Below are 16,913 nucleotides of genomic sequence, written 5' to 3' on the forward strand. Positions count from 1 at the left end.
ATCTGTCGGTATTCATAGTTTTGGTTAAGATATCGTGGTCATTACCCGGTTTTCTATCAGAATGAACTATTTTTGTCTAAATTTGTTACCTATCAGATGATTTAAACAAAATTTAGGGATTTATCATGAATTAAATACATATTTTCTTGGAATAAAACTAAATTAGTAGTTTATTTCTGTTTGATTTTATCTAAACAATTGATCATAATAACTTATCGAAGAAAATGAACGTATCAAAGAACGCAAAATGGATTTTTTTAACATTTCTTGTACTTAGCATTGCTAGTTTTTCCCAGTTAAAAGCTCAGGATCAGGAAATCACAGATGAAGATTTAAGAAAATATGCCTTATTGAACGAGGTGGTAGACCTCATGAAAAAAGACATCAGTGTAATGGTTAATGGCATGATCAAAAGTCAGGAGGGTATGACGGGCAAAAGGTTTAAAGAATTGCAGAAAGCCAAAGGTGATAAAGGCAAGTATGAGGAAATGGGAGCGAAAGAATTCGAGATTAAGTTTATGGAATTAGTGGCTAAGAAACAAAGTGAGCGCATTGATGCGATCAAAACAGTCAACCAGGAACTAGCTACCAAAATGATAGGAGATAACGGAAAACTTTACAAGAAAATAAGAAGTGAACTTTCATCCAACGCCGACCTCAAGGCAAAATATGATCAAATCGTTGCCAGCCTAAAAGGCGCCGAAGGATGAGTTGAGTTGGAGTGTGAGTGTGAGCATGTTCTTTATCTCCTCACACCCACACTCACACTCCAACTCAAACTCGACTTAGATTTGTTTGATGAGGTCGTTTTTGGTTAGTCCGGAGAGGATTTCTATGTTGATGCCGTCAGACAGGCCTGTTTTGATTTCGCGCTTTTCGAATTCTTGTTCGCCCACCATCAGTTCTACATAAGTTTTATCGTCTTCGAAGGTAATATTGCTTTCTTTGATGGCCAGGACACTGTCTTTTCTTTCCAGGACAATGTCGGCATTAGCACTGTAGCCAGCACGCAGAAACTGATCAGTCAGGAGGTCTACGGCCGCCCGGACTTCGAACTGAATGGCACCTTCTTCCTCCAGACCTTTAGGGGATATGTATTCGAGGTTGGCCACGAATTCTACTGAATCCAGGGCTCCAACCGTGAGTTTTAGCGCCATTCCTTCTACCAGTTTTCCTACCTCAGCTTCATCCACCTTTCCTTCAAAAATCATTTCATTCATATCGGCTACGGAAGCGATGGTAGTACCGTCATTGAAAGTGTTGGTTTCAATGACAAAATTGCCTTCCTTGACCGGCACGTCCAATATCATTCCGGCCACGGTAGATCTCACCAAATTGGACACTGCTCCCGATTTTTTTGAAGCGCCCTCTTTAATTAACTGCAGGTTACTTTCCGCCGCATCTACTTGTTGCCTGTTGAGATTGTAGGTAAGCAGAAATTGATTGTAATCAAATTCAGAAATGACCCTTTCGGAAAATAGTTGCTTCTGCCGGTTGAGCTCCTTCTCTGCATTTTTAAAATTAATGATTGCTTCTTTCAGATTAGCTTCGGCATTGTTTAAAGCCACCACATCCGGTATGATTCTGATTTTGCCGATCAATTGTCCCGCCTTAATGTTATCACCAGGCTCCACAAACAGCTTTTCAACGACTCCCGATACCTGTGATTTTATCTCAATCTCTTTTCTGGGATTAATTGCACCGGTGGCTACTGTTTTTCTTTCAATATTTGTTACAAATGTTGAGTCGATTTCAAATACCTGACCCGGCATATCGGTTTTTTGATATACAAAGAAACCCAGAAAGCCGAGGCTGCCAATAACAATGAGTATAAGAATGGCTCTGATCGCTTTTTTCATGATACTATTTTGATTTTTTTCCTTTTGTACTTATTATCCTAGTCTATAATTCATTACGAATCGCTTCAATCGGGCTAATCGATGCGGCTTTTTTAGCAGGTAAGATTCCAGCCATGGCACCACCGATCACCAACAATCCCAACGCCCCGAAAGCCACTGACAGGCTGACTGAAGGTGCCGCGAAAACTTCACCCTCAGGGATTAAATTTCCCACCAGTTCCAACAGTAGCAAGGCAACAATCAAGGCAAAATACCCCCCAATTAAAGTGAGAAATACCGATTCCTGTATAATTAAAGAAATGATGGATCCCGGTGTGGCGCCGAGTGATTTTCTGATGCCGATTTCCTTGGTCCTCTCTTTCACTATGATCAGCATAATGTTACTTACACCGATAATTCCGGCAAAAAGGGTACTCAAACCTACAAACCATGTAAAATACTTCAGCCCATTAAACATACCATTTATCTCATCAAACTCCTCTTGAAGGTTGAAATGACCAATAGCGTCTTCATCAAGAGGGCTTAGATCGTTTTTTTCCTTTAAGAAAGTTAAAATTTTGGCTTCGACCTCACTCACCTTAAACCGATCCTCGATGGTGTAGGCATACCAGCCAACCTCATCCCCATAATTAAAAGATCGCTGAAAGGTGGTGAATGGAACATGAATGGTATTTTGGTCTTCGTCTTCCCCATCCGATTTGATCGGTTTAATAACGCCCACTACCTGAAAGTTCACCTTCTGTATAGTAATGTATTCACCTACCGGGTCCTCATCCTCCTCAAAAAGTATGTTTTTTACATTTAATCCAATAACCGCTACTTTTCTAAAATCTTTGATATCTTTTTCATTGATGAACCGGCCATTTGAAATCTGATGAATTTGAATTTTGTTAAATTCAGGGAAGTCCCCGTTCACGGTGAAAGCACCAGCCTTATTGTTACGGGTAACATTATTGCCACCCCGGAATCCTCCCAACCTGTTTCTCGGTGCCAGGTACAGAATTTCCCTCACTCTACTCAAAATCAACTCAGTATCCGAATTATCAAACCTTACATAGCGGCCCGGCCTGAAACCATTGTGTGATACGGTCGTTTTCTGCCCCCAGATAAAACCACTGTTAGTGGCCCACTGTCCAAAATCCTTGCTGACCCCATCCTGGAAACTGTTCCCCGCTCCCAGCAATATAATTATCATAAAGATTCCCCAAAAAATTCCCAGCATAGTGAGAATCGTTCTCAGCTTGTTTTTCCTGATCGTCCCAAAAATCTCCTGCCATTTATCGTAATCAAACATATTACTTATAATAAATTAACTACATCCTCCAATAATCCCTGTCCGCTAATCTATTCCCCCTAATCACCAATCCAACCACCCACTACCGCTCACCCTACCCAACAATCCATCCCCAACATCCACGCTCAATAATCAAAGCAAAAAAACATCCCCCCCCCGCCTTACCACTCCAAAATTCAACCATCCCACAATGCCACCACCTCAACATCCAATCACCCCACCAAAAATTGTCAATTAATAATCACTCATCCCTCAACGCCACAATCGGCGGTATTTTCGCCGCCTTCCTCGCTGGAAAGTATCCTGCCAGCGTCCCGCTCAGTGCCAGAATAATCGTAGCAGCAATGGCATTATTAAAATTGACGCTGGGATCAATGAAAAAATTCATCGGGAAACCAAAAAGCGCCATAAGGTTGGACAGCCAACCGGACTCCAAAAACAACATGCCACCGATCATACCTACATATCCGCTGCAAAGCGTAATAAACAACGCCTCCATCAGGAACAGCCCGATTATGGAGCGTGGTGTGGCGCCGATTGCCTTGCGTACGCCTACCTCACGGGTTCGCTCTTTGACTACAATTAACATGATATTGCTGACACCTACAATACCGGCTACCAGGGTGAAAATACCCACAAAAGCCAGAAAGAAACGAATGCCATCAAAGACACCCATCCATTTTTCATATTCTTCCAACAAATTGAAAATACTTACCGCCCTTTTATCGTCCATTGAAAATACGTGTTTTTCTGCCAGTAGCTTGTGTATTTCATTTTGTATATCGAGGCTCTGGGCCGCATTGGCGTCACCCACTGTCAGCATTAGCCTGTGAATCCGGTTACTCCCTCCATAAGCCACCTGGGCCGTAGAAATGGGCACATAGATTACTTTGGTTTCATTCTCACTTCCCTCGTCATTAAAAACGCCGACTACTTTGTATTTAATACCGTTAACTGTTATGTATTTTCCGATAGGGTTAATGTTGCCAAACAGCACTTTAACTACTTTAGTACCGATGGAAGTGACTTTTCTCTTTTCTGCTATATCTTTATCATTGATATAGCGGCCGCTGACTATAATACTTTTTTCTAAATACAAATGATCCGGATGCACCGCCCTGATGTTGAAGGAAGAATATTTGTCTTCATATCGAACGGTAAATTCACCGGTTACATAATATCTTCCGGTGATATATTCCACGCCCTTTACCCGGTCTATGATGGCCTGATAATCCTCATTGGTAAAGCGAATCCTTTTGCCTGGCTGCATGCCTTTGTAGGCCTCGCTGGTCTGGCCGCCGTTGATGAAAATACTATTTACCGCATCGTCTTCAAATTGGTGCTTCACACCATTCTGGAAACCTGCTCCGAATCCCATGAGAATAATTAAAATGAATATCCCCCAGGCTACATTAAAAGCCGTAATAAATGACCGGAGCCTGTTTTTGTTAATGGTATAAAATATTTCCTGCCACTTGTCGAGGTCAAACATAGGTTTTTTGGTTTGCAGGGGATTTATCCATAATTACACCGTCATGTAATCGGATGATGCGGTCGGTTTTGTCAGCTACATCATTTTCATGGGTAACCACTACAATGGTTTTTCCGGACTTATTCACCGCTTGAAACAATGCCATCACCTCCAGCGAAGTCTGGCTGTCCAGTGCGCCTGTTGGTTCGTCTGCCAATATCACTTTCGGATCTGAAATCAATGCCCTGGCTATGGCCACTCTTTGCTTTTGTCCACCTGACAGTTCACCCGGAAAATGATCCGCCCTGTCTCTTAAGCCAACTTTGTCGAGGTATTCGAGTGCCAGGTTATTGCGCTTTTTACGACTGACCTTCTGATAGTATAGTGGCAACGCCACATTCTCCATGGCATTTTTAAAATTCAGCAAGTTGAACGACTGAAATACAAAACCCAGAAACCGGTTGCGATAATAGGCGGCCTTACTTTCTTTGAGATTTTTAATAGGTGTATCCGCCAGTATATATTCACCGGAATCATAGTCATCAAGTATACCGATGACATTCAAAAGTGTAGATTTTCCGGAGCCCGAAGAGCCCATAATGGATACAAATTCCCCCTCTTTTACATGCATATCAATACCCTTCAGGACATGCAAGGGCTGTTGTCCCACCTTATATGATTTGTGAACATTTTTTAATTTGATCATGAATTTTTATTCAACGTTTGGCAAAGGCTCTATTTTCATGCCATTGTTATAAGTAATTGATAAACAGATATTTAAATATTAAATTATGGTAAAATTCATCTTTTTATGTTCGAAAATGAAACAATTAAGTGTACGTCTGAGAACACTCTTTGTTTGAATACAGCCTACTTTTAATAGATTCTTTTTAACGGAAAAAGGTTGCTTGCCGGCTAAAATTAATCGTGACCGCATTATTCGTGCCTGCATAAGCGAAAAGTAGGGGTTACTTTTCTGTACGAAATCCATAAAAGCTAAATCCCATTGCAAAAGTACCTATAAATCATGTCAATATTAAAGCTTTTTATAATGATGGCCGTTGTGATTATCTTGTTCATTCTTACCCCTTAAGGAATACAAATAACGGTTATGGGTTGAAAACTATTTTAATCTCTGCTAAAATCTCACATGTATTAATTGTGACGACTCTTTAAATAATAATTTATGGGGTTTTTTATATCTTAGCCGCAGATTTACTGTCAACTCAATTAGAGCACATCTAAGCGTAAGATAGTCAGGAGCTTATGAATAAAGTGCGTGGATAAAAAGTAACAATCAGAAACGATTAATATAAGAAACGGGTCATGATTACGGAATATGAAATAGCCACTATAATTGAAGATCCATCCATAAAAGAGGGAGTATCGGCATTAAAGAACAGGTTTTTGAAAGCGGAGTCGCCACTTTATAAAATGAATAATCACGATTTTCTGGCTTTAGTTTTATTGACTCCCCATGTTGGCTTGGCTTTGTCCAATGGCAGTATCAGTCTCTTTGAGGAACTAAGTTTAAATAAAAAAGCAAGAAAGTTTTCAAGGGGAGGAACTTTCCTCAGAAAAGATCCGGTTGTACACGCGATGAATTTACTTATTAATAGTTATGATAAATGGGAAGACGAGTTTCTGGAGGCAGTTAAGTCCGTCATGTATCAAACTTTCGAAAAAGACCACTTATTGCTAAAAAAAGAAGAGGAAAACCTCCCGTCTGAAGAATTTCATCACCTGGTTATGAAAACGCCTTATATTTTCGTCAAATATTTAAAAGCCTTTTTCCTTACGGAAGAAGATGCGATTACCATTGAAAGAAAAATCAGCGCCGTTGAATATGATAAGATTTTGTTCATTGGTAAAAAGCTGGATTTGGAACATTTTACCATATTCAAAATGTTTTGTGCCACATTTGATGTAAAATAAAATTGGCATATTCCAGTTCTATATATTGGATAAATGTAAACAGTGTTAATGTCTAAAAGGATTTTTGTATTTTGGTGTGTGTTTTTCACCGGGCAGGGGTTATTGGCCCAGGATATGGGCTTCAACCCTGATGGGATAGAACCGCAAACCAGTCCATTTAGAAAGTTCATGACTAATTTTTCATTTAACTTTCAAATTGGTTATGGACGCACCTTTTATACGCACGACATTCCACAGTTGGCTATTTTAAGAAATAACGGGGCGCTATTGCTTACTGACGATGTGAATCCAGGCGTCGACAATCCCATTTCAGCTTACCGTTACTGGCTCAATGACCCACAGCTAATCAATACCACATTTAATGAAGATGACAGGCTGGTGAGCTCGGACTCGACAACACTCAGGATGGTGGGGCGTGGCAATAACATGCCAATAACCCTATCCCTTCATTATACCATTAAAGAAAGGTTTCGAATAGGAGGTGGCGCCACCTTTGAGTTTCATAACATCAGCCGCGTTGGACCTAAATCAGGTGATACGCTGGGAACTTATGAATCGAATTTTGGCACAACCCTTCACCGGCGTTTCTTTGGCCTGGCAGGCTACCGGTTTTTAGCCTTCAGAAACCTTTCCTATGTGGCTGAAGTCCGGGCAGGCTCTTTTAATCTGGGCAATGATTATAACTCCGAATTGATTCAAAAAGGTTTATTCTTTGACGTCGGTGTTTCAATTGAACGGCACCTGTCTGAGTATTTCAGGGTTACTTTGAGACCTTCTATAGAATTAAAAAACTATACCATTAACTTTCCTGATACCGAGATTGCCCTGCAACATAAAATGGTGACTCCTTATGTTTCCCTAGGGGCAAGTTATAGCATACCCGAGTTAAGACGATGTCCTATCAAATCCTGTCACATACAAATCAATCATGTTCACGGCGGCAAGGAATACAGGAGCAGGCGCCACCCTTTTTACAAAAAACAAAACCCCAATTACGGAGAGAATTATCCGCAATTATTCAGGTACAAGGGCAAAAATAAAAGAAGACTTTAAGTAAATCCGGTTAAAAACATTTCTGTATCCGGTTGCCATATACAATCCTCTAAAAGGTCAAATTCCTCGAAGTTTTATATATGTGGGATTAAAATTTTTGTGTAACTTGCGGAGCAATTTTTAAAACCTATATTAGATTAAAAAATCTATGGCTGAAGGAGAAAATATCATCCCTATTAATATTGAAGATGAAATGCGCGGGGCTTACATCGACTATTCAATGTCGGTGATTGTTTCCAGGGCATTGCCTGACGTGCGGGATGGGTTGAAACCCGTGCACCGTCGCATCATATATGGTATGGATGAGTTGGGGGTAACCTATAATAAACCCTATAAAAAGTGTGCCAGAATTGTGGGTGATGTGTTGGGTAAATACCACCCCCATGGCGATACTGCGGTATATGATACATTGGTAAGGATGGCCCAGGATTGGTCGCTAAGGTATCCGCTGGTCGACGGTCAGGGCAACTTTGGATCCATTGACGGGGACTCACCTGCGGCCATGCGATATACAGAAGCAAGATTAAGAAGGGTATGTGATGAACTGATTAATGATATTAACAAAAATACGGTTGATTTTCAACCTAATTATGATGATTCCACCAAGGAGCCCAGCGTGCTGCCGGGCAAGCTGCCTAACCTGTTACTCAATGGTTCGTCGGGAATAGCTGTAGGCATGGCGACCAACATGGCCCCCCATAATTTAGGCGAGGTAGTAGACGGGATTTGTGGTTACATAGACAATAATGAGATAACCATAGCGGAATTAATGGAGTACATCACCGCTCCGGACTTTCCAACGGGCGGTACCATATACGGTTACCATGGTGTCAGGTCTGCCTTCGAAACCGGAAGGGGTAGGGTAGTGCTAAGGGCCAAAGCCTCTTTTGAAACCACCAAAGCCGGTAAAGAGCAAATTATTGTTTCGGAAATCCCCTACATGGTCAACAAAGCCAGTATGATCGAGAAAACCGCTGGTTTGGTCAACGAAAAGAAAATCGAGGGTATCTCTGATATCAGGGACGAGTCAGACAGAAAAGGGCTGAGAGTTGTCTATGACCTTAAAAAAGATGCCATCCCCAATATTGTTTTAAACAATCTTTATAAATACACACAACTGCAATCCAGTTTTGGAGTTAACAATGTAGCCCTGGTCAAGGGAAGGCCTCAAACCCTTAACTTAAAAGATCTGATCAAACACTACGTGGATCACCGGCATGAGGTAGTAGTACGCAGGACTCAGTTTGATCTTGACGAGGCCGAAAGAAGGGCCCATATACTCGAAGGCTATCTGATCGCCCTGGACAACATCGATGAGATCATCAATCTGATCCGTGGTTCACGTGATCCCGAAATTGCTAAAACGGCGCTTATGGATCAGTTTAAGCTTTCAGACATTCAGGCGAAAGCTATTCTCGAAATGCGTCTGCAAAGGCTTACAGGTCTTGAGAGAGAGAAAATTGAAAAAGAATATGAAGAAATAAAAGCGCTGATCACGAAATTAAAGGAAATCCTGGAAAATGAGGATCTGAGAATGCAGATTATTAAGGACGAACTGGTAGCTCTGAAAGATCGCTATGGTGATGCAAGAAGGACAGACATAGAGCACAGCGCGGATGATTTCACGGTGGAAGATATGATTCCGAATGAAGAAATGGTTATTACCATATCGCATGAGGGTTACATTAAAAGGACTTCCCTGACGCAGTACAGGATACAGGGCAGGGGAGGCGTCGGCTCACGGGGCGCTTCGAGCAAAAGTGAAGATTTCACAGAACATTTATTTACGGCGTTCACACATAACTATCTGTTGATTTTCACGGAATTTGGAAAAGTGTATTGGAAAAAGGTTTGGGGAATACCCGAGGGAGGAAAAACCGCCAAAGGCAGGGCCATTCAGAACCTGATTAACATTGAAAGTGGGGACAGCGTCAGGGCTGTGATCAATGTGAAGAGTTTAAGTGATGAAGATTATATCAACAATAATTTCATCATTATGTGTACGGCTAACGGAACCATCAAAAAGACATCCCTGGAGGCCTACTCGCGTCCCAGACAAAATGGGATCAACGCTATCACTATTAATGAAGGTGATAAATTGCTGGAAACCAGGCTCACCAACGGTGACGATCATATCGTAATCGCTCTGAATTCGGGCAGGGCCATTCACTTCCATGAGAGTGATGTGAGGCCGATGGGTCGTACTGCTGCCGGGGTACGTGGCATCAAAATCGAGAAAGACCGGGAAAAGGTGGTTGGCATGGTTTGTGTCTCGAGAGAAGATGCCAACCTGCTGGTTGTTTCTGAGAAGGGATATGGTAAAAGATCTTCCATCGATGAGTATAGAATCACAAAAAGAGGTGGAAAAGGGGTAAAAACCCTAAATATTACGGAGAAAACTGGTAATTTAGTGGCTATAAAGGAAGTGGTAGACAGTGACGATCTGATGATTATTAATAAATCGGGGATCACTATCAGGCTGGAAGTAAGTAATTTGAGGGTAATGGGCCGCGCCACACAAGGAGTAAGGTTGATTAGGCTGAATGATAACGATGAGATCTCATCTGTAGAAAAAATTGAGAAAATAAATGGAGAAGATGATATTGGAGAAGGAAACAACGATGCTGACAGTCAGCGGGAAAATACTTCAAACGACTAAAAACATAAGACGTACCTTTTTGTTAACTGAAATTACAGAACTATGAAGAACTTAACATTCATTTTGATTTTGAGCATGTTCGCCTTGGCCACCCATGCTCAAAATTCAGCAGTAACGAAGGCCAGTACTGCACAGACCAAAGGAGAACTGGACAAGGCTAAACAATATATCGATGAGGCGATTGTTCACGAAAAAACCAAGGAAAAAGGAAAAACCTGGTATACCAAGGGCCTGGTATACGAGTCAATTGCCTTTTCCGATAACGCTGACTACAAAGCGTTGGCCCCCGATGCCCTGGAACAGTCCCTGGAAGCCTACCAAAAAACCCTGAGTATGGAGAAAGAAAGCTCCGTCCTGCATTTTCAAACTACCCAAAGGATTGAGACCATCTGGGGTAACTTTTTAAATCAGGGAGCAGATCTTTACCAAAAAGGTGATTTTGCAGGTGCCCTGGAAGCCTTTTCCAAAACCGTCATGGTCAAACCAAAAGATACAACGGGACTGATCTATGCCGCCATTACCGCACAGCAGGATAAAAAATTCGATGCTGCCGAAAAGTATTACAACCAATTAAAAGAAGTTAATTATGCCAGCCCTGACATGTATAAATCGCTGATTTATATTCAAAGGGCCCATCATAAGGATAATGATAAGGCTTTGACCTATATCAAGGAAGCCAGGGAGTTGTATCCGGAAGATAAAGATTTAATGACAGAAGAGATCAATGTGCTGATTATCACCGAACGCGTAGAAGAGGCCACACAAAAATTGACGGAGGCCATCGAAAGAGAACCCAGCAATCCCAATCTGCACTATAATCTTGCCTTTTTATATGATCAGGTAGGAGAAACTGACAAATCTTACGAGTTATACAAAAAAGCGGTTGAACTGAAGCCTGATTATTTTGATGCCGTGTTCAACCTGGCAGTTATCAATTTTAACCAGGCGGCGGAAAAATTAAAGATTGCCAATGAAATGGACCTGAAAACCTACCAGAAAGAGGGACAAAAGTATATTGATGAAGCCAATGCAAAATTTGAGGAGGCAGTTCCCTATTTTGAAAAAGCACATGAGATTAATCCAAACGATACCTTGGTTTTGGAAAACCTCGAACTGATCTATAAACGATTGAAGAAATTTGACAAAGTGGAAGAAGTGCAGGGCAAGATTGCTGCCCTTGGAGGAGGCGCTGAACAAAAGTAGATGAGTAAATAGAAAAGAAATGTGTAAAAGAGGGCTTTTTAACAAGAATAATTTCCGGTTTTACAAAATTCTGATCATCTTTAAATACTAAGGAAGACAATTTCACTTCATTGTTTAAGTGCGAGGTAAAATAAAGTGTGTTGGTTGCACTTTTGTAAAGGAGAATATCTATTTATTCTCCTTTTTTCGTTTGAAAAACTTAAATTACAGGTATGAAAAGAAGAAGTTTTCTTAAAAATGCCTCTATTAGCACTTTATCTTCCATGGTTGGTGCCAAGGTGGTATTTGCTTCGAAAATACCCGGCTCATATATCCCCCTGTTGGCGCAACAGAACGATCCGTATGAATTATTTGGAAAGCACGGTGATATGGTTGTTCTCAACGACAAGCCCTGGAACATGGAGGCCCGGGCCCACCTTTTGGATGATGAAGTCACGCCTGCAGACAAAATGTTTATCAGAAATAACGGCATTGTTCCTGACATTACGGATCCTGATAACTGGAAACTGACTGTTGAGGGAGAGTCTGTGGTCACTCCGAAATCTTACTCGTTGAATACCTTAAAAAATCAGTTCAAGCCTTATACTTATCAACTTACATTAGAGTGTGGTGGTAATGGAAGGAGTGAGTTTAACCCACCGGCCAAAGGTAATCAATGGACCGTTGGTGCGGTATCCTGCGCAGCCTGGAAAGGGTTAAGGCTAAAGGATCTTTTGCAGGATGCCGGGATAAAACCAAATGCTGTGTATATTGGCTATTACGGAACAGATATTCACCTCAGCGGCGATCGGGGGAAAAATCCTATTTCCAGGGGCATCCCTTTGGCAAAGGCCATGCAGGATGAAACCTTGATAGCCTACGAAATGAATGGACAACCGATCCCCCTCGTACATGGGTATCCGCTTCGCCTGGTGGCAGGAGGGTGGCCCGCTTCAGCTTCAGGAAAATGGATTAACCGGCTGGTTGTCAGGGATAAAGTCCACGACGGAGCTAAAATGGGCGGTCAATCCTACAGAGTTCCCTGCGAACCGGTAGCACCCGGTGCCAAGGTAGATGACGGCGACATGTGTATCATTGAGTCTATGCCTGTTAAATCCCTGATCACCTTTCCTAAATCCGGTGCTTTATTGAATACCGACGTTTTGAACATCCGTGGACACGCGTGGGCCGGGGAGTTGAAAGTCAGTAAAATGCACTATTCTATAGATTTTGGATCGACCTGGCACAGATGTGACCTGAAACCACCCAAAAACAGGTTAGCCTGGCAGCGGTGGACCGCCTCGGTCAGTTTTCCTGAAAAAGGTTATTATGAGGTTTGGGCGAGGGCAACCGATGAAAATGATCAATCACAGCCGATGGTTCTGCCAGGCTGGAATCCAAAGGGTTATTTAAACAATGCCTGCCATCGAATAGCGGTAAAAGTAATATGACAGGCATTTAGCCTACTAAAAATGGGTAAGAAAACATTTTTTATGATCGCCGGTGTTTTAATAGCGGCTATATTGCTGATCAGCTATCTGACAGATCTGCGCAACATTAAGGAAAAACGGCAAAATGAGCTAACTGAAAATGTATCGGCAAAAGATCCCTTGCAGCCGGTTAAACCAGTTGATCCTGAAACCGGTTTGGTGATTGGCCCCGGGTTTAACCTGGTTAAAACCAACTGCCTCGGATGCCACTCCAGTAAATTGATTACTCAAAACAGAGCCAGCCGTACTACCTGGAAGGAGACCATCTTATGGATGCAGAAAACGCAGAATCTGTGGGATTTGGGGGAAAATGAACCAATCATTCTCGATTACCTGGCCAGATACTATGCACCGGGTAAGGTTGGGCGGAGGTCGCCTTTAACAACAATCGAGTGGTATGAATTACAGGAATGAGCCCTATGGAAAAATACATTGAAATATTCGTCAATGGCTATACAGGTTATGCGAAGTACCTTTGGAAGGAGGTCACCGATCCCGGATGGCATAACTATTTTTACTGGCTGATCGGTGTTTCTGCATTTTTCTTTGCATTGGAAGTTTTCACTCCCTGGCGAAAAGACCAGGCCAAATTCAGAAAAGACTTTTGGCTTGATTTCTTTTACATGTTTTTTAACTTTTTCTTGTTTTCTTTGATCATTTACAATGCTGCTTCCGATGTGGTGGTCAACCTTTTTAATGATGCTTTTGCCGCTATCGGTATCAAAAACCCGGTGGCTTTTAAGGTAATGTTGTGGCCAGCCTGGACGCATTTACTCATTGGATTTGTGGTACGTGATTTTGTACAATGGTGGGTTCACAGGCTATTACACAGGGTGCCCTGGTTATGGGAGTTCCATAAGGTACATCACTCTGTGGAACAAATGGGTTTTGCCGCCCATTTAAGATATCACTGGATGGAAAATGTTGTATACCGCAGCATCGAGTATCTTCCTTTGGCATTGATCGGTATCGGATTACGTGACTTTTTTATCATTCATATTTTTACCCTGGCTGTGGGGCACTTCAATCATAGTAACATAAAGGTCAATTTGGGGCCCTTGAAATATATATTTAACAATCCACAAATGCACATATGGCACCATGCCTATACTATGCCTGAAAACAAGAGATACGGCGTCAACTTCGGCATTACCCTCAGCCTTTGGGATTACCTGTTTAAAACTGACTACATTCCCTTCGAAGGCCGGAATATCAAACTAGGATTTCCCGGTGTAGGCCAATTCCCCAAAACATTCATCGCCCAAAACCTCTACGGCCTCAAACACAACAAAAACCCCTAACCCCCATTTTAATTTTTATTTTATGGAATAATACGAGGGACATTCCACCGGTCGATGAATGCCTCTTAACCTGACCCGATAATTAAGCATAAACTCATGTGTTCCATTTGAAAATTGCCGCAGGTCAGATTGCGTCCAGTCATATCCGTAACCCAGATGAAGGTTATCCAGAATTTTCAAATTGATATAAGTAACGATCCCTTCGATATTACGATAACTGGAGCCAATGCTTATGACATCATACAAAATAAAATCAAGTGTAAAGTCAAAGTTCAGCGGTGCACCGTCCTGGGCCCTTATGAGGCCCGATGGTTTTAATTTAAGGCTTTCATCCCTGTTGAGATACAACATCACCCCTCCCCACAAATAATAATTCCGGTTTTCCGTAATTCGCATAATCTCGTTTTCACGGTCCTGCAGTATCCGGTTGGATAAAATAAACGGGACTGACAGCCCGACAAAAAAGTTCTTTTCATAGTAGTATAAACCCGTTCCGAAATTCGGATTCAGCTTATTGACCCTGCCTGCAAACAAAGGATCATTAACGGCATTGAGGTTCAACAAGTTGAAGTTGGATGTCCGGTTACTAAAACCAGCCTGTAATCCCATTGAAAGAATGCCTCCGGTGGGAAATTTTATTTTGTACGCGTAACTTCCGTAAAAGCTGAACTCTTCATGTACGCCAATTTTATCGTTGGCAACTACCAAACCCAGCCCCATTTTATTGTCCAGCAACCCAACGTGCGTACTCAGCATCTGGGTTTTAGGAGCGCCTTCAAAATTGATCCATTGATCACGGTAGGTAAGTGTGGTGCTCAATTGTACGTGACTTCCGGCATATGCCGGATTTAATATCAGGCCGTCAAAAATATACTGCGACAACAGGGCCCTTTGCTGGGCCGAAACCCCGCTGCTGGTCGCTATAACAGCAACCGCTACGGAAATAAGATATCTGAAAAGCTTAATCATCTTCTAATAATCTGAATACTAATCATTTAATAATTCCAGATATCCTGAAACAGCTTCAGAATTATCCATCTTGTCAATGACATAAAAATAAGTGCCTGACGGTAATTTACTTCCCAATAAACTGATACCTTTATTGGCCGTGCCATCAAAAATATTATCGAGGTTATTGTAACCGTCAGTTTCGAATACTAATGTTCCTGCCCTGTTGAAAATTTTTACCTTATTATTGGGATATAATTCCAGACACGAAACCACAAAGAAATCATTCTGGCCATCACCATTAAAGGAGATGCCATTATAGGGGGTAATATTGGGTAAAATGGCTACCGATTTTGTGGTAGTACATCCTAAATCCGTGGTAACGGTGACTTCATATTCACCAGCGGGATAACCAATCAGATTTGGTCCGAAAACTGCGCCGTTCGGTGTATTCCACTCAATACTTTGCAAAATAACCTGACTGGTGAGGTCCAGTTTAATGGACCCGTTGTTTTCGCCACAATCAGCATTTTTAACCACAAAGTCGAATTCAGGATAGATGAGCTCTTCCAGCAATTCAATCGTAACCCCTTCCGAAACACAACCTGAACCGATATCCGTGGCAGTAACCGTATAAAACCCCGGGTCAGGTCCGGTGAACAGATCGCCGGTGTAGACAGCAGGTACTGAAGTATCCTGGCCACTGTACCAGGTAAATATGTAATCTACCGTATTGCCATCTACCGATACTGCCATTTCCCCATTACCAGTCGTACAACTCGTTTGATGAGAAATAACTTCCGGATCAGGCAAAGGCATCTCATCAAAGTTTTCGTCGATTGTAATTTGCTCGATGGTGGTACAACCAGTAGTTATGTCGGTAGCCAGTACCGTATAAGTAATGGCACTGAGACCATTGGCCTGACTTCCGGTATAGAACGGCGAGCCACTGATACCCGTACCGACAAACCAGTCAAAGGTGAAGCCTATATCAGTACCATTGGCAGTAGCGATGGCGGCGCCGTTAGGTCTTGATGCATCACAATTCGTAACCGGATTAACCGGTACCAGCTCCAGTTCCGGATACATTCTGCCATCACCAATGGTCAGGGTGATGGGCACCGAGGTACAACTTGGATCCGCCTGATCAACCGCTACAATGGTGTAATCACCCATATCGAGACCAGTAACGTTTTTTCCGGTATAATCCGGTGTAGAAGTGACACTGCTGCCTATGTACCAGAAGTAATCGTAATTATTACTGTTACCACTGGTTACGGTCGCAAACAACGTTCCGTCAGGATTGACACAGTTGGTTACATCAGTGGCGTTGGCACTTAAAAGAATGTCCTGGATCTCCGTCAGCAGGGTATACTGGGCACTTGACATACATCCGGTGGTGTTATTGGTAACTTCCAGATAATAATTACCTCCGGCAGTGATATTATTGATTACCGGATTGTTACCCGGGATGAGTGTGCCGGAGGCATCTGTTCCTTCATACCAGGTAAAAGTGTAATCGGTTGTGTTGGTACTTCCGTCGGCGGTCACGGATAGCTCCCCTAGTACATTGGGCTGATCACATACGGTCGGGTTTGTGAATGAGACCAACGTAATCACAGGTAGCGCTGTTAAATCCATGATTTCAAATTGTACCAATGAAGTAGCACAGCCTGTGCTGTTGGATATGGCCTGCACAAAATAGGTGCCGGCGGCGAGGG

Annotated in this window: 14 protein-coding genes; 8 read left to right on the forward strand and 6 right to left on the reverse strand. The window is 42.3% G+C overall.

The window, feature by feature from the left end; all coding sequences use genetic code 11:
* Positions 1-224: 224 nt before the first annotated feature.
* The gene (locus AC04NP_RS13365; protein ID WP_482860261.1) at positions 225-710 is read left to right on the forward strand and encodes a hypothetical protein; all 486 of its coding nucleotides are present in this window, start codon (positions 225-227) and stop codon (positions 708-710) included.
* 75 nt (positions 711-785) lie between these two features.
* Here the strand turns inward: AC04NP_RS13365 and AC04NP_RS13370 are convergent, their stop codons facing one another.
* From AC04NP_RS13370 to AC04NP_RS13385, 4 genes are all read right to left on the reverse strand, one after another.
* The gene (locus AC04NP_RS13370) at positions 786-1,859 is read right to left on the reverse strand and encodes an efflux RND transporter periplasmic adaptor subunit (protein WP_482860262.1); all 1,074 of its coding nucleotides are present in this window, start codon (positions 1,857-1,859) and stop codon (positions 786-788) included.
* A 43-nt stretch (positions 1,860-1,902) separates the two neighbouring features.
* On the reverse strand, positions 1,903-3,153 hold the full coding sequence (locus tag AC04NP_RS13375) for an ABC transporter permease (RefSeq protein ID WP_482860263.1): 1,251 nt from the start codon (positions 3,151-3,153) through the stop codon (positions 1,903-1,905).
* Positions 3,154-3,394: 241 nt separating this feature from the next.
* Entirely contained in the window at positions 3,395-4,645 is a 1,251-nt protein-coding gene (locus tag AC04NP_RS13380) for an ABC transporter permease (protein WP_482860264.1), read from the reverse strand.
* Positions 4,638-5,330 carry an ABC transporter ATP-binding protein gene (locus AC04NP_RS13385; protein WP_482860265.1) on the reverse strand — a complete coding sequence of 231 codons (693 nt, stop codon included), beginning with the start codon at positions 5,328-5,330 and terminating at the stop codon, positions 4,638-4,640. Before AC04NP_RS13385 ends, AC04NP_RS13380 begins: the two co-directional genes overlap by 8 nt.
* Before the next feature lie 620 nt (positions 5,331-5,950).
* On the opposite strand from AC04NP_RS13385, the gene AC04NP_RS13390 reads away from it, so the two are divergent.
* From AC04NP_RS13390 to AC04NP_RS13420, 7 genes are all read left to right on the forward strand, one after another.
* Positions 5,951-6,559 (forward strand): hypothetical protein, encoded by a 609-nt coding sequence (locus tag AC04NP_RS13390; protein WP_482860266.1) that lies wholly within the window; start codon positions 5,951-5,953, stop codon positions 6,557-6,559.
* A 48-nt stretch (positions 6,560-6,607) separates the two neighbouring features.
* Entirely contained in the window at positions 6,608-7,612 is a 1,005-nt protein-coding gene (locus tag AC04NP_RS13395) for a hypothetical protein (protein WP_482860267.1), read from the forward strand.
* A 148-nt stretch (positions 7,613-7,760) separates the two neighbouring features.
* Entirely contained in the window at positions 7,761-10,271 is a 2,511-nt protein-coding gene (gene gyrA, locus AC04NP_RS13400; protein WP_482860268.1) for a DNA gyrase subunit A, read from the forward strand.
* A 42-nt stretch (positions 10,272-10,313) separates the two neighbouring features.
* The gene (locus AC04NP_RS13405; protein ID WP_482860269.1) at positions 10,314-11,474 is read left to right on the forward strand and encodes a tetratricopeptide repeat protein; all 1,161 of its coding nucleotides are present in this window, start codon (positions 10,314-10,316) and stop codon (positions 11,472-11,474) included.
* 212 nt (positions 11,475-11,686) lie between these two features.
* Positions 11,687-12,904, forward strand: a complete 1,218-nt coding sequence (locus tag AC04NP_RS13410) for a sulfite oxidase (protein WP_482860270.1) — start codon at positions 11,687-11,689, stop codon at positions 12,902-12,904.
* A 21-nt stretch (positions 12,905-12,925) separates the two neighbouring features.
* Positions 12,926-13,357 (forward strand): hypothetical protein, encoded by a 432-nt coding sequence (locus tag AC04NP_RS13415; protein WP_482860271.1) that lies wholly within the window; start codon positions 12,926-12,928, stop codon positions 13,355-13,357.
* Positions 13,358-13,362: 5 nt separating this feature from the next.
* On the forward strand, positions 13,363-14,244 hold the full coding sequence (locus tag AC04NP_RS13420; protein ID WP_482860272.1) for a sterol desaturase family protein: 882 nt from the start codon (positions 13,363-13,365) through the stop codon (positions 14,242-14,244).
* A gap of 15 nt (positions 14,245-14,259) precedes the next feature.
* Here the strand turns inward: AC04NP_RS13420 and AC04NP_RS13425 are convergent, their stop codons facing one another.
* Together AC04NP_RS13425 and AC04NP_RS13430 are read right to left on the reverse strand one after the other, a co-directional pair.
* Positions 14,260-15,213, reverse strand: a complete 954-nt coding sequence (locus AC04NP_RS13425; RefSeq protein ID WP_482860273.1) for a PorP/SprF family type IX secretion system membrane protein — start codon at positions 15,211-15,213, stop codon at positions 14,260-14,262.
* An 18-nt stretch (positions 15,214-15,231) separates the two neighbouring features.
* The coding region (locus AC04NP_RS13430; protein WP_482860274.1) for a T9SS type B sorting domain-containing protein at positions 15,232-16,913 on the reverse strand (1,682 nt) is incomplete at its 5' end.

Source organism: Agaribacillus sp. DX54, assembly GCF_056858335.1.

Bases quoted from the DNA above. Each gene is read 5' to 3' on its own strand.
- AC04NP_RS13410 (WP_482860270.1), top strand. From the start codon at position 11,687: ATGAAAAGAAGAAGTTTTCTTAAAAATGCCTCTATTAGCACTTTATCT.
- AC04NP_RS13385 (WP_482860265.1), bottom strand. From the start codon at position 5,330: ATGATCAAATTAAAAAATGTTCACAAATCATATAAGGTGGGACAACAG.
- AC04NP_RS13395 (WP_482860267.1), top strand. From the start codon at position 6,608: ATGTCTAAAAGGATTTTTGTATTTTGGTGTGTGTTTTTCACCGGGCAG.
- AC04NP_RS13425 (WP_482860273.1), bottom strand. From the start codon at position 15,213: ATGATTAAGCTTTTCAGATATCTTATTTCCGTAGCGGTTGCTGTTATA.
- gyrA (WP_482860268.1), top strand. From the start codon at position 7,761: ATGGCTGAAGGAGAAAATATCATCCCTATTAATATTGAAGATGAAATG.
- AC04NP_RS13375 (WP_482860263.1), bottom strand. From the start codon at position 3,153: ATGTTTGATTACGATAAATGGCAGGAGATTTTTGGGACGATCAGGAAA.
- AC04NP_RS13380 (WP_482860264.1), bottom strand. From the start codon at position 4,645: ATGTTTGACCTCGACAAGTGGCAGGAAATATTTTATACCATTAACAAA.
- AC04NP_RS13420 (WP_482860272.1), top strand. From the start codon at position 13,363: ATGGAAAAATACATTGAAATATTCGTCAATGGCTATACAGGTTATGCG.
- AC04NP_RS13405 (WP_482860269.1), top strand. From the start codon at position 10,314: ATGAAGAACTTAACATTCATTTTGATTTTGAGCATGTTCGCCTTGGCC.
- AC04NP_RS13390 (WP_482860266.1), top strand. From the start codon at position 5,951: ATGATTACGGAATATGAAATAGCCACTATAATTGAAGATCCATCCATA.
- AC04NP_RS13415 (WP_482860271.1), top strand. From the start codon at position 12,926: ATGGGTAAGAAAACATTTTTTATGATCGCCGGTGTTTTAATAGCGGCT.
- AC04NP_RS13365 (WP_482860261.1), top strand. From the start codon at position 225: ATGAACGTATCAAAGAACGCAAAATGGATTTTTTTAACATTTCTTGTA.
- AC04NP_RS13370 (WP_482860262.1), bottom strand. From the start codon at position 1,859: ATGAAAAAAGCGATCAGAGCCATTCTTATACTCATTGTTATTGGCAGC.